Annotated in this window: 12 protein-coding genes; 1 reads left to right on the forward strand and 11 read right to left on the reverse strand. The window is 70.2% G+C overall.

Annotated elements, in window-relative coordinates; genetic code table 11:
- The first annotated feature begins 86 nt into the window (after window positions 1-86).
- A complete protein-coding gene (locus ASD84_RS03825) occupies window positions 87-1,235 on the forward strand; it encodes a phosphotransferase (RefSeq protein WP_056706811.1) in 1,149 nt (382 codons plus the stop codon).
- 7 nt (window positions 1,236-1,242) lie between these two features.
- Here ASD84_RS03825 and ASD84_RS03830 read toward each other — a convergent pair whose 3' ends face one another.
- The 11 genes from ASD84_RS03830 to ASD84_RS03880 are packed head-to-tail and all read right to left on the reverse strand — an operon-like array spanning window position 1,243 to window position 13,437.
- Complete coding sequence (locus tag ASD84_RS03830) at window positions 1,243-2,433, reverse strand: acetyl-CoA acetyltransferase (protein ID WP_056706813.1); 1,191 nt, start codon at window positions 2,431-2,433, stop codon at window positions 1,243-1,245.
- Window positions 2,433-3,794 carry an OB-fold domain-containing protein gene (locus ASD84_RS03835; protein WP_235530961.1) on the reverse strand — a complete coding sequence of 454 codons (1,362 nt, stop codon included), beginning with the start codon at window positions 3,792-3,794 and terminating at the stop codon, window positions 2,433-2,435. Before ASD84_RS03835 ends, ASD84_RS03830 begins: the two co-directional genes overlap by 1 nt.
- The gene (locus ASD84_RS03840) at window positions 3,791-5,011 is read right to left on the reverse strand and encodes an acetyl-CoA C-acetyltransferase (protein WP_200954413.1); all 1,221 of its coding nucleotides are present in this window, start codon (window positions 5,009-5,011) and stop codon (window positions 3,791-3,793) included. Before ASD84_RS03840 ends, ASD84_RS03835 begins: the two co-directional genes overlap by 4 nt.
- Before the next feature lie 9 nt (window positions 5,012-5,020).
- A complete protein-coding gene (locus ASD84_RS03845; RefSeq protein WP_200954415.1) occupies window positions 5,021-6,280 on the reverse strand; it encodes an acetyl-CoA hydrolase/transferase family protein in 1,260 nt (419 codons plus the stop codon).
- Window positions 6,277-6,498, reverse strand: coding sequence for a hypothetical protein (locus ASD84_RS03850; protein ID WP_056706819.1), 222 nt, complete (start codon window positions 6,496-6,498; stop codon window positions 6,277-6,279). Before ASD84_RS03850 ends, ASD84_RS03845 begins: the two co-directional genes overlap by 4 nt.
- A gap of 10 nt (window positions 6,499-6,508) precedes the next feature.
- On the reverse strand, window positions 6,509-7,078 hold the full coding sequence (locus ASD84_RS03855; protein ID WP_200954416.1) for an aromatic-ring-hydroxylating dioxygenase subunit beta: 570 nt from the start codon (window positions 7,076-7,078) through the stop codon (window positions 6,509-6,511).
- A complete protein-coding gene (locus ASD84_RS03860) occupies window positions 7,078-8,388 on the reverse strand; it encodes an aromatic ring-hydroxylating oxygenase subunit alpha (protein WP_056706820.1) in 1,311 nt (436 codons plus the stop codon). The genes ASD84_RS03855 and ASD84_RS03860 overlap by 1 nt, the downstream gene beginning before the upstream one ends.
- A complete protein-coding gene (locus ASD84_RS03865) occupies window positions 8,385-10,157 on the reverse strand; it encodes a class I adenylate-forming enzyme family protein (protein WP_056706823.1) in 1,773 nt (590 codons plus the stop codon). Before ASD84_RS03865 ends, ASD84_RS03860 begins: the two co-directional genes overlap by 4 nt.
- Window positions 10,158-10,187: 30 nt before the next feature.
- Window positions 10,188-11,828 carry a class I adenylate-forming enzyme family protein gene (locus ASD84_RS03870; protein ID WP_056706826.1) on the reverse strand — a complete coding sequence of 547 codons (1,641 nt, stop codon included), beginning with the start codon at window positions 11,826-11,828 and terminating at the stop codon, window positions 10,188-10,190.
- A complete protein-coding gene (locus ASD84_RS03875; protein ID WP_056706829.1) occupies window positions 11,825-12,637 on the reverse strand; it encodes an enoyl-CoA hydratase/isomerase family protein in 813 nt (270 codons plus the stop codon). The genes ASD84_RS03870 and ASD84_RS03875 overlap by 4 nt, the downstream gene beginning before the upstream one ends.
- The gene (locus ASD84_RS03880) at window positions 12,634-13,437 is read right to left on the reverse strand and encodes an enoyl-CoA hydratase/isomerase family protein (protein WP_056706830.1); all 804 of its coding nucleotides are present in this window, start codon (window positions 13,435-13,437) and stop codon (window positions 12,634-12,636) included. Before ASD84_RS03880 ends, ASD84_RS03875 begins: the two co-directional genes overlap by 4 nt.
- Window positions 13,438-13,439 lie beyond the last annotated feature (2 nt).

The raw sequence follows: 13,439 nt of genomic DNA on the forward strand, positions 1-13,439 counted from the left end.
CGCACCCCCGAACAACATAATTGACGGGCGTAAATTTCTGTTCTATGTTTTTGAATCCAACTTCAAGAACAGCCTCAGGAGATCCAGTGCTTCCAGAAATCACCGCTCTCAAGGACGCGGCGCTCGGTGCGGCCCCGTGGACCCCGGGCCAGGCGCGCTACGGCCTCGACTCGCTGCGTCCCGCCGAGTTCACCGCTGCGCTGGCATCAGAAGTGCCCGGCGCCCGGGTCGACGACCTCCGCGTGGAGATCGACTCCCGCGGCACGACGGACCGCGCACGCATCCACCTGAACTGGAACGAGACCGGCCGCAACGCGGGTCTCCCGGCGACCGCCTTCGCGAAGGGCACGTCGTCCCAGCTGGCGCCCAGGGTCATCGTCTCCGGGTTCGGGTGCCACACCTACGAGACCCGCTTCTTCGAGCAGATCCACCCCACCCTCGCGGATCTCACGATCGCGCCGTACGTCACCCGATCAGGATCGGGCGGGCGCTACGTGCTCGCCTTCGAGGACCTCGCCCTCCGTCCGGGCGGCGTGACCTTCTACGACGCCGACGACGAGGCGCCCAAGGAGCACGCCGAAGCCGTGGTCGACCTGCTCGCGACGCTGCACGGCAGGTTCTGGCGCTCACCGCGCTTCGAGGGCGACCTCGCCTGGCTCCAGACCTATGCGAAGCGCCCTGGCGGGCCGTTCATGAAGCGCCTTTTCACGTGGAGCGAGAAGCGGTTCATGGCCCAGGACCGGACCGTCCCCGAGTCCGTGCGCCGCCTCACGAAGAAGTACGTGCAGAACCAGCCCGCTCTCACGCGGCTCTGGGAGTCGATGCCGCAGACGCTGTGCCACGGTGACACCCACCTCGGCAACACCTACGCGAATGCCGACGGGACCGCCGGCATCTACGACTGGCAGGTCTTCCACAAGATGAACGGCCTGCGCGACTTCGCCTACTTCCTCATGCACTCCATCCCCACCGACCTGCGACGGGCGGAGGAGAAGAACCTGCTGGAGCGGTACCTGCAGGTCCTCGCCGACAGTGGAGCAGGCAGCGACGTGCCCTCCCTCGCCGAGGCCTGGGACACCTACCGGCTGCTCACCGTCGACGGCTGGATCGCGATCGTCTTCACTCTCGCCGCCGGCAGCATGCAGCCCGACGACCGGATGGAGGTCACCGCGGTGCGCGCGATCAACACGCTCACCGACCTCGACGTGGAGCAGGCACTCACGGCTGCGCTCTGACCCTGCGTCAGCCGCGCTCGTTGCCCACGACGGACACGAACGACACACACCCACCCGGTCGGCCGCCCAGGTTGTGGGTGAGCGCGAGACGGGGGTCGGCGAGCTGCCGCTCCCCCGCGTCGCCGCGCAGCTGCAGGAAGGCTTCGTAGAGCATCCGCAGCCCGCTCGCGCCGACCGGGTGGCCGAACGACTTCAGGCCACCGTCGACGTTGACCGCGAGGCGGCCGTCGGCGTCGAACTCGCCGGCCAGGACGTCCTTCCAGGCCTGACCGCGATCGGCGAACCCGAGGTCCTCCATCAGCACGATCTCGGTCGGGGTGAAGCAGTCGTGCACCTCGGCGAGCGACAGCTCCGAGCGCGGGTCCGTGATGCCGGCCTGGGCATAGGCGTCCGCGGCGGAGTGCACGACCTCCGGGAACGACGTGAAGTCGTACGCCGGGTCCAGACCACCGCGCATCGGGCCGGACGCCAGGGCCAGGGCCTTCACGAAGATCGGGCGATCGGTGTAGTCGTAGGCGTCCTCGGCCCGGACGATCATCGCGGCCGCGGCACCGTCCGAGACTCCCGAGCAGTCGAAGATGCCGAGGCGACCGGCGACCTTCGGCGCGCCCTCGATCGTCTCGCGTGACACCTCCTTGCGGAACTGGGCCTTCGGGTTGCGGGCGCCGTTGACGTGGTTCTTCCACGCGACGTGCGTCATCGCCTCCCGCATCGCAACCGGATCGACGCCGTACTTCGCCGTGTAGGCGGGGTCCAGCAGCGAGAAGGCCGCCGGAGCGGTCAGCGAGAGCTCCGCGGCGGTGCCGTCGGAGGGCGGGTCGGCGCGCAGGAGCCCCGAGAAACCGGAGTCCTTGAGCTTCTCGACGCCCACGGCCATCACGCGGTCGTAGGCACCCGAAGCCACGGCGTAGCAGGCGTTGCGGAAGGACTCGGAACCCGTGGCGCAGTAGTTCTCGACGCGGGTGACCGGCTTGTAGTCGATGCCCAGCGGACGGCTCAGGGTCAGGCCGCTCTGGCCGGAGCCCAGCGTCCCGAGCCACCAGGCGTCGACGTCGTCGCGCTGCACGCCCGCAGACCCGAGCGCCTCCCCCACGGCTTCGAGCAGCAGGTCGTCGGTCGACGACTCCCAGCGCTCGCCGAACCGGGTGCATCCCATGCCGACGATCGCGACGGCGTCCTTGATCCCCTTGCTGGCCATCAGCGCACCCGCGCCTTCCAGAAGTAGTTGTGCACGGCACCCGCGGTGAACAGCCGGCGGAACACCAGGGAGACCTCGGAGCCGACAGCGACCCGGTCCGGGTCGGCATCGGCCACCTCGAGGGTCGTGCGGCCGCCGCCTTCGAAGTCGACGACGACGTCGATCACGGGTGGCGACGGCGAGAAGGCCAGCCGGTCGATCGTGAACGTCGCCACCGTTCCGGTGTGATCGGCGAGCGAGAGGTCCTCCATCGCGTCGACGGCGCTGCACGACCGACACACCCGCAACGGGGGCACATGGACGAAGCCGCACTCGACGCATCGGGTGCCTGCGAAGCCGAACTTCCACGCACCGGCGCGGGCCGATGGCGGCCCGGCAGGACGATCGGGCTCGGGACGACGGGGCAGCTCACGCTCGAGGAGGCCACGCCAGGAGAGGTACGTCGGGTAGGGAATCGCGCGTCCGGCGCCGAGCTGGTCCGCGACGGAACGCGTAGGGCGACGGCCCGCGAGCAGGTCGGTCGTGCGCAGCAGCAGGCCGTCGCAGCCGTCGACGGCCGAGAGCACGAGCACGGTCTCTCCCGGACCCGCGACGTCGAGGACCGCAGCCAGGCCGAGCAGCGGATCGGCGGCCCCGGAGAACCCGATCGGCGAAGCACCCGAGGACAGCGCGCCCTTGACCAGAGCCCCGGCCCGCTTGGTGATTCCGGAGTTCCCGCTGGTGACGACGACGTGGTCGGCCTCCGCGAGACCGGCCCCGTCGAGCAGCCGCGCGGCCACCCCACGGACCAGGTCGGCGTACTGCTCGAAGCCGAAGCGCTCCTCCCACTGCTCCCCGGTCGTACGCTGCGGGTCACGCCAGCGGTCCAGCACCTCGAGGGTCTCGCTCGCGACGCCGAGCACCTCGGCGATCGCGTCGCCCTCACCGAACAGCAAGGCTGCCGCTCCGTCGCCGCCCGCCTTCTCGTCGGCGGAACCAGGCTTGCCGATCCGGACGTCAGCGGCGACCACCAGACCGCCCGAGGCCAAAGCGGCCCGGGTGGCGGCGAAGGTGGACCGGGCCGAACCGACCAGGTCCGCAGCGGGCACCACTGAGGGCAGGCGCAGCGCGGCGTGCACCGCGGACGCGTTCGTCTTGTCGAGGTACGGCGGCGAGGAGCTCGCCCACCACAGTGCCCCGGGCGCGGCGCCTTCAGGGACCACGGTTCGCGCGGCTTCCACGGCCATCGTCGTCGCGTCCTCGTCGAACGAGGCGACGACACGCGTCCCGCGGACCCCGCTGTCGCTCCCCAGCCGGTACGACGGCAGGTAGGCGCCGTAGCCGAGCAGACCGATCGCACCGCCCATCGAAGCGCCGCTCATCCGTGCACTCCGCGGAACAGCGCGGCGATGCCCTGGCCGCCACCGATGCACATCGTCTCCAGCGCGAGCCCTCCGCGGCGACGGTCGAGCTCGTGCAGCATGGTCGTGAGGATCCGCACGCCGGTCGCCCCGATCGGGTGGCCCAGGGAGATGCCGGACCCGTTGACGTTGAGGCGGCTGTCGACCTCGTCCAGCTTGACGCCCCAGCCGGCGAGGACCGCGAGCACCTGCACGGCGAACGCCTCGTTGACCTCGATCAGGTCCAGGTCGTCGAAGCCGACGCCGGTGCGCGCGAAGAGGCGCTGCACGGCAGCGACGGGTCCGATGCCCATCATCGAGGGCTCCACGCCGGCGGCTGCCCAGCCCTCGAACCAGGCCATCGGCTCGAGTCCGAGCTCCTCCAGCCTGTCCTCGGCCACGACCAGGCAGGCCGCGGCGGCGTCGTTCTGCTGCGCGGCGTTGCCGGCGGTGACGGTGCCACCGGGACTGATCGCCCGCAGCCGGCCGAGCGTCTCCATGGTCGACTCCGGGCGGATGCCCTCGTCCCGGTCGAACACCACAGCGTCCCCACGACGCTGGGGAACGGACACGGGGACGACCTCGTCGGCGAAGACACCGGACTCCCACGCGGCCGCCGCACGAGCGTGGCTCCGGACGGAGAACGCGTCGGCCTCGTCGCGACTGACGCCGTAGTGCGTCGCGAGGTTCTCGGCCGTCTCGATCATGCCGCTGATCGGACCGAACCGCTCCTCGGGCTGCGACCGCTCACGACCCCGGTCGAGACGGTCGTAGAGCACCTGGTTGCCCGAGCGCGAGCCCCACCGTGCCGTGGTCGTGTAGTGCTCGATGTTGCTCATCGACTCGACGCCGCCGGCGATGACGACGTCCGCGGCTCCTGTCTGGACGGTCATCGCGGCGGTGATGACGGCCTGGAGGCCACCACCGCAGCGGCGATCGACCTGGAAGCCGGGCACCTCGATCGGCAGGCCCGCCGCCAGGGCGGCCCAGCGTCCGATGCACGGTGCTTCGGAGTTCGAGTAGGACTGCGCGAAGGCGACGTCCTCGATCGCGGTCGGGTCGACGCCCGTGCGCTCCACGAGGGCACGGATGACGTCAGCGGCGAGCTCCTCCGCCCGGACCGGTCGCAGCGTTCCCCCGAAGGCTCCGACGGCGGTCCGCACGGGACCGACGATGGCGACACGTCTCAAGCTGGTCATGAGTGGCTCCTAGGCCGATGCCAACACGCCGTCGGCGCGGGCATCGAGCTCTGCTCGGTGGGACGGGTCGGCGACGGCGATCATCCGCTCGACCCGCTGACTCAGGGTGGCGCCGCGCAGGTCGGCGACGCCGTGGTCGGTCACGATGACGAGGCCCTCGGACCGCGGCGTGGAGACCGGTCCGGACAAACGGCTGACGATCCGGCTGACATCCCCAGCTCGGCCGCGAACAACGGACGGCAACGCCACGACAGGGACTCCTCCAGCAGATCGGTCGGCGCCACGGAGGAAGTCCACCGCGCCACCCACCGCGCCGACGTACCGTCCGCCGGCGAGCTCGGAGTTGACCTGCCCGGTGAGGTCGACCTCGATGGCCGAGTTGATCGCGACGAGCTGGTGCGAGGCGGCCAGCACAGCCGGGTCATGGGTGTAGGCGGTCGGCCGGAGCTCGACTGCCGGATTGCGATGCGCCCAGCGGAACAGCTCCCGGGTGCCGCCGAAGAGTCCGGCGACCGCGACGCCCGCGTCGGACGACTTGCGCGATCCGTTGGCAACGCCGGCTTCGACCAGGCGCATCGCGGTGTCGTTGATGATGCCCGAATGGATGCCGAGGTCGCGGTGTCCGAACAGCTCCGCGAGGACTGCCTCCGGAAGGGCCCCGATCCCGAACTGGAGGGTGGCACCGTCCGGCACGAGCCCAGCCACCCGGCGGGCAACGGCCCGCGTGTCGTCGCCGACCGCCGGTGTGGGCAGCTCGCCCGGTGCCCGGGACGTGTGGATCGCTGCGGTCCACTGGTCGGGGGTGAGTGTCCGGGCACCGAAGGTGAACGGCACCTGGTCGTTGATCTCGGCGATCACCACCCGCGCGGTGTCGATCGCTGCGGAGAAGTAGTCGTCACCCAGGCCGAGGCTGTGTCGCCCCTGCTCGTCGGGAGGCGAGACCTGGACGAGCACGACGTCGCAGTGGAAGTCGCCCCCCGACAGCAACGACGGCAATGTCGAGTAGTGCACCGGCCAGATCTCCAGCCGCTCGGCGGCGTGCAGCCGCGCGTTGCTCCCGGCGCCGCAGTACGAGTGCACGGTCAACGAGTCCGGGACGGTGTCCACCGTCAACGCCGACTGAGCCGGGATGCCGACGAAGCAGCGCAGCCCACCGATCTTGTCGGCCTGCTGCACGAGGAGCTCGACGAGCGTGGTCGGCTCGGCGCACGTCTGGCCCCAGGTGATGGTGTCACCGGGCCGGACGTGCTGCGCCAGGTCGATCGTCACCCACGCCACCGCTCGTGCGACGGATCGAGCAGCTGGGTCAGGTGCCCGTCCGCCAGCCACACCAGCGACTCCAGCTCGAGGGCGTCGAGGAACCGGACCCGGCCCGTGCGCAGGTCCTCGACCCGCAACCGTACGGAGTTCCCGGTCTCGTCGAGCTTGACCGCCACGGAGGCGAACTCGCTCTCGATGACCTGGCCGGCAGGGTGGATCTCGGTCATGGCAGATGCCTCAGATCAGGAAGCCGAGCGTGGGCACGGCTTGTTCGTTGTCGACGAGGACGACCTTCTTGTAGGCGAGCCGGATCTGCCCGTCGACCCGACGCAGGCGGTACGTCGTACGACCGCCCCACAGGGTGTTGCCGCGCGGGCGCGACTCGAAGGCCAGCACGTTGGCGCCGATCTCGATGTCGACCCCGCCCTCGGCGTTCGCGCGCCCGCCGAGGAGCTCGACGTTGCCGATGATCCGGCGCAGGTTGGACGGCGGTGCCTGCGCATAGCGCTTGCCCGTCTTGACCTGCTTCATCCGCGTGGAGATCCGGTTGCGGTTGTCGAAGATGATCGACACGGTCGCGCGCGGGTGGTCACCCTCGCCGTCCACCGGGACCCAGTAGATCGCGTCGTCGGTCCACAGCGCCTCCCAGCCGTCGTAGTCGTTCTCGTCGGCGAGCCGCGCCTCGCGGTAGAGGAATTGTTCGACTTCCCGGGCCTCCCACCCGTCCGGGACGTCGAGCAGCTCCGTGCCGTTGTCGGGCCGCGGCGGCAGCACCGCGTCGCCGGTCTTCTCCGTCATGACGCTCATCAGTCCTCGTGCCCTTCATCGGGTGCCGTCATCAGCGACTTGTAGTGGTTCCAGAACCCGCGCATGCCGGTCTCGTCGGTGGCGGAGCCGATGGTGAAGCCGTTCTCGTCGACGCTCTCGCGCAGCAGACCGCGACGGACGTCGAGCCACTCCGGGTCGGCCATCTCGACGCCTCGCTGGTTGCGCTCGTACATCTCGGTGTCGTCGGCGAGCAGCATGCCGGCCGGACCGACCGAGCCGATCGACTGCGACACCATCCGCTGGTTGAGCTCGCGGCCGCCGTCGAACTGCACAGCCGTCGCGTACTGCACGCACTCGCCAACGGCGACGGGCTGGATGTTGAAGACCTGGATCTCGGCGATGAAAAGGTTCGGGAAGATCATCACGTGGGGCGCGCCCTCGATCATCCGGCGCTCGGCGTCCTCGCCGTACGCCTCGTTCATCGCCTCCACGTAGTTCGACACCCGCTCGGGCGTCGTACCGAACCAGCGCATCGGCTCGGCGAAGCCACGGAACTCCGGTCGCAGGTCGTTCTCACTGTGGCCGTCGCCGAGGTTGCGGGTCACGGCCGTCGAGTTGTCGCTGTAGAGCGCACCGATCGGGCTGCCCGTGACGCCGAAGATCGAGCCGTGCACGAACTGCGGGTGGTAGCCGTCGGTCTCGTTCTCGGCGAGGAACTTCCAGTTGGAGCGGGTCTTGTGGCGCAACCAGCCGGCGTCGAGCGACACCTTGCCCTCGGGCGAGAGGCCCACGAGTCGGTCGATCTCCCCCTTCGCGGCACCGAGGTGGTCCTCGAGGCTCTGGCCCTCGGCGGCGAGGCTGCCGAAGACGAAGCCCTGGTACGACGCCACGCGGGCCACCTTGCCCATGCCGAGCTCGAGCTTGTTCTTGCCGCCGTACCCCTTGTTGTAGGGGTAACCGAGCAGCTCGCCGGTGTTCCGGTAGGTCCAGCCGTGGTACGGGCAGCGGAACGAGCTGGAGTTGCCTGCCTTGTCGTCGCAGACCTGCAGACCGCGGTGGGCGCACCGGTTGATGAGCAGGTGCACCTCGCCCTCCTTGTCGCGAGTCATCACGACGTCCTGGTCGGCCAGCTGCTTGCGCACGTAGTCGTTGGGCTGCGGCACCTCGCTCTCGTGACCGACGAAGACCCAGGTCTTGTGCCAGATCTTGCGCAGCTCCTCGGCGAAGATCGACGGGTCGGTGTAGAGCGTGCCGTGCACCCGGGCCGGCTGGATCAGCCGGTCGTACCGGCTGCCGCCTTCCCGGACCTCGACCTCGACATCAGAAGGGGACGGGACCACAGCGGTCATGACTTCTCTCCTTGGGGCGGGACGGACTGGGAGACCAGTTCGACGAGCCGGAACTTCTGGACCTTGCCGGTCGCAGTGGTGGGCAGTTCGGTGATGTCGAGGAACTCGACACGTTTGGGGACCTTGAAGCGGGCGAGGTGCTCGCGGGCGTGGGCGATGACGTCCTCCGCCGTCAGCGCATCGCCCTCGGCGCCGGGTGCCCGGACGACGACGGCACAGCCGATCTCGCCCCAGCGGTCGTCGACGACGCCGACGGCGTACACCTGGCTGATGCCGGGGTGGGCGCCCAGGACCTCCTCGACCTCCTTGGGCATGACCAGCTCGCCGCCGGACTTGTAGACCTCCTTGCTGCGGCCGGTGAGGACGAGGTAGCCGTCCTCACGGACCTGGCCGAGGTCACCGGAGTGCAGCCAGGTCGTTCCGTCAGCGGCCGGGTGCAGCGCCGCGGCGGTCTCCTCGGGCTTGGCGAAGTAGCCGAGCATCGTGGTCGGGCCTGCCGAGGTCAGCTCGCCGACCGCACCTTCGGGCAGTACCTCGCCCGTGGTCGGGTCGACGGTGCGGTAGACGCAGAGCGTCCCGTGACCTTCGACGCCTGCCGATCCGGCCAGCTTCGGGCGGCCGACCGTGGTCGACGTCAGCGCCAGGTCATCCTCGGGCAGGGTCAACGTCATCGCGCCGCCGCACTCGGTCATCCCGTAGCCGGTGACGATCTCGCTGACGCCGAAGTCGCGTTCGACCTGCTCCCACAGCCACACCGGCGCAGGGGCGGAGCCGCACAGGATCGCCGTCAGGCTGGAGATGTCGGCATCGACGCGCAGCGGCGACTCGACGAGCGCGACTGCCATCGTCGGCACACAGAGCATGTCCGTGGCGTGGTGCTTCTCGATCGCGGTGAGGTACGCCTCCGCGCTGAAGGACGGCAGCATGATGACCGCTCCCCCGACGTACGTCGTCGACAGCAGCCCTTCGACGTACCCGAACATGTGGTAGCAGGGCAGCGAGAAGAGGATGCGCCGCCCGTCCTCGTAGGCGCGGGTCAGCGCGGACGCGTAACCGGTGCGCAGGACGGCGTCGTGGGTGACCTGGACGCCCTTGGGTGAGCCAGTGCTGCCCGAGGTGTAGAGCAGGTCGGAGACGTCATCGGGCGTGTGCCCGGCGGCGGCCGAGGCTCCCGCGTGCTCGAGTCCCAGCGCGGCGACAGCCGCACCGGTCAGCGCACCGGGTCGCGGCGCGGTGTCGGGCCGCTCGACCAGGACGACGTGACGCAGCCCGTCCGGCGCGTTGCCTCCGACAGCAGGCCGGTCGGAGAAGCCGGGGGCGTCCCAACCGGGCACGATCACGTCGAGCATCCCGGCGTGGTCAAGACTCTGGAATCCTGCATTGGTGACGAGCACCTTGCAGTCCGACTGCGTCAGCACGTAGCGCAGCTCGTCGGTGCGGTAGAGGAAGTTGAACGGGATCGCGACCGCACCGGCACGCGCGATCGCGAACTTCCACGTCACGAACTCGGCGTAGTTGGCCATCAGCAGGCCGACCCGGTCGCCCCGACGGACGCCGAGCGAGGCAAGGCCGTCGGCCAGGCGTCGCGACTCGGCAGCGACGTCGGCGTAGCTCAGGACGCGTTCGTCGGTCACCACGAAATCGCGCTCGGGGAACTCGTCTGCACAGATGTCGAGCCAGGCGTCGAGGGTGCGGGGCGTCCACGTGGCGAAGCGTTCGTGCAGGGCTGCGCGACGTTCGGCGATGGTTCCGGCGTTCGAGTGGGTCACGTGATCCTCCGTTCTTTAATCTAGATTAGATTATGCGGTGATCTCGCGCAACGCCTGGGTCCCGATCAGGTCGGCCAGCTTGAATTTCTGGACCTTCCCGGTCGGCGTCGCCGGCAGCTCACCGGCCAGGAACCACCGCGTGGGCAGCTTGTACGGCGACAGGCGCGCGCGGCAGTGCGCGACGAGGGACTCCAGCAGTGCGGCTGGGTCCTCCCCCGTCGCCGTGTCACGGAGGTGCACGGCGGCAGCGACGATCTCGCCCATCCGTTCGTCGGGCAGCCCGAACACGGTCGCGTCGAGCACGTCCGGGTGCTCGGCCAGGCACGACTCGATCCCGGCGGGGGCGATGTTCTCGCCGCCCCGGATGATCAGCTCCTTGAGCCGCCCGGTGAGGGTGATGTAGCCGCGCTCGTCCATGGCGCCCAGGTCACCCATGTGCACGAAGCCGTCGGCGTCGACCGCGGCCGAGGTGGCGGCCGGGTCGTGCAGGTACTCGATCAGCTGCTGGTAACCGCGCGCGCAGATCTCGCCGGGCACTCCGAGCGGCTGCACCGCCCCGGTCACCGGGTCCACGATCTTCACGTCGACCTGAGGGAGCGGGTGGCCGACGGTCGTCAGCTTGTCCTGGCGTGCGTCACCGGGGCGGGTGGCCGTGAGCACCGGGGACAGCTCGGTCTGGCCGAAGACGTTGGTCACGGCCGCGCCGAAGATCTGTTCGGTCGCCTCGATCAACACAGCGGGCACGTTCGCGGCTCCACCGAGGGCGACCTTCAGCCGGGGTGCCGGCTGGTCCGAGGCACGCTGCGCCTCGACCAGGGCGCCCAGCGCCGCCGGCACGAAGAAGAGCACGTCGACGTTCTCGCGACGCATGGTCTCCAGCACCGGTGCGGGCGCGAACTGCTCCACCAACACCTCGGTGCCTCCGAGCCACAACGGCCCCAGAGTGCCGATGACGCAGGCCGCGGTGTGGAACATCGGCAACGGGTTGATCGTCACCGCGCCGGCCGGCAGGTCGACGTACTCCATGGTCAGCTTCGCGACGTTGACCAGGGAACGGTGGCGCAGCAGGACGCCCTTGGGGTTACCGGTCGTGCCCGAGGTGTACTGCAGCATCACGGGCAGCTCGGAATCCGTCGGCGCCTCGGCAACGACCGTCGGGTCGATGGCGTCAGCGCGCCACTGGTCGCGGTCGGTGAGGCTGATCAGCCGCAGGTGCGGGCGATCGGAGGCGACCTCGCGCGCGACGGCCGCCATGTCGTAGTCACGGCTGCGGTCGGCGTGCAGGAGCACGGTGCAGCCGGAATGGTCCACCGCGTAGGCCAGTTCGGGCGTGCGCAGCACCGGGTTGAGCGCCACCAGGACGACACCGGCCAGCGCCGCGCCGTGCTGGATCAGCACCCACTCCGCCACGTTGGGCGCCCAGAGCGCGACGTGGTCACCGGGCCTCGCCACGCGCCGCAGCGCCGTCGCGACCCGTTGCGCTTCGTCGTACAGCTCAGCGTAGGTGAGGCGGACCTCGGCACCCGCCCCGGTGGTCGAGCCTGTCGAGACCCCCACCAGCGCCAGCCGATCGGGGTACGACGCCGCGCGCTCCGCGAGCAGGCCGGGAACCGTCAGATCACTCAGCTCGACGCTGGTGTCGGCCGGAAGGTACGACGTGGTGAGGCTCATCGGCTCTCCCGCGGCGGGGTCGCACCGAAGACCGGGCGCCGCTTCTCGGCGAACGCGGACACACCCTCGGCGAAGTCGTCGCTGTCCCAGAGCATGGTCTGGTTGCGGACCTCGAGGTCGAGCACGGCAAGCGGGTGGCGCGGCTCGCCCGATAGCATCTGCTTGATCACCCCGAGCGCCAGGGGCGGACCGGCGGCGAGCACGGCAGCGTCCTCGAGGGCAGCGTCCAGAGCCTCGCCCGGATCCACGACGCGGTCGACGAGGCCGATCACCCCGGCCTCGGCGCCCTTGATCCGCGAGCCCATCATCAGCATCTGCCGGGCGCGCGGTGCCCCGACCCGGGCGGGCAGGGAGGCGAAGATCCCCATGTCACCGGCCAGCCCGACTCCGGTGAAGGTGGTGGCGAAGGTGGCATCGCTCGCCGACACCACGCGGTCACAGGCCAGCGCCAGGGCGGTCCCTGCACCGAACGCCGGTCCCTCGACCGCGGCAACCACCGGCTTGGGCGTGTGCCACAGGGCCCGGATGATCCGTTGGGCGGCCTGTGCCCGAGGCGTCGTCTCGTGGCGCGGCTGGCGGTGCATCGTGGAGATGTCTCCGCCGGAGCAGAACGCGCCCTCGGCGCCGGTGAGCACGATCGCCCGGACCGCGGCGTCTGCGTCAGCGGCCTCGATCGCCTCTGCCAGCGCGTAGCGCAACGGCAGGTTGATGGCGTTCTTCAGGTGCGGCCGGTTGAGAGTGACGATGCGGACGGCACCACGGTCCTCGACCAGGACCGGGCTGTCCTCGATCTTGTCCTCGACGCTCATCGTCCCTCGTAGGTGCCGGTCCGACGCTCGACCACGGCGGCGAGCGCCTCGCGGCTGTCGGCCGTGCCGGACAGCTCGGACACGACGCGGGCCTCCTCGGGAAGCCGCTCCGCGACGGTGGAGCCGAGCCCGTCCCACACCAGGCGCTTGGTCGCGGACAGCCCGAGCGGGGGCTGCGCGGCCAGGTCGGCGGCGAGCTGGTCGACGGCGGCAGACAGCTCCGCGTCCGGCACGACCCGGGAGACGATGCCGAGATCGCGCGCCTCAGCTGCGGTGAGCGTGGGGTTGGTCAGCAGGATGTCCATCGCCCGGCGGAGCCCGACGATCCGGGCCAGCGTGACCGTCGTACCTCCGTCAGGGGCCATGCCCACCCGGACCGCACCGGAGAAGAACTTCGCGCCCTCGGCCGCGACGACGAGGTCGGCGGCGCAGACGAAACCGAAGCCCGCTCCCCCGGCGGCGAAGCCCTGCACCTGCGCGATGACGGGCGCCTTGAGCTGGATCAGCGCCGCCGTCGCCAGCTGCAACCAGGCCGTGGCCTCGCGGAGGTAGTCGGGCAGGTCTTCCCCCTTGCTCAGGAAGGTCTTGACGTCGCCACCCGCGCAGAAGTTGCGGCCCTCACCGCTGAGGATCACCACCCGCACGGTCGGCTCGGCATGACAGCGCAGCGCCACCTCGTGCAGGACGCGGAGCAGGTCCGCGTCCACGGCGTTGGCGGCCTCGGGCCGGTTCAGCCGGATCCGGGCGATGCCGTCGGTGATGTCGAGCAACACCGGTCCGTCAGTGACGAGGGCAGTCATGG

Source organism: Nocardioides sp. Root682 (assembly GCF_001427795.1).
GTDB lineage: Bacteria > Actinomycetota > Actinomycetes > Propionibacteriales > Nocardioidaceae > Nocardioides.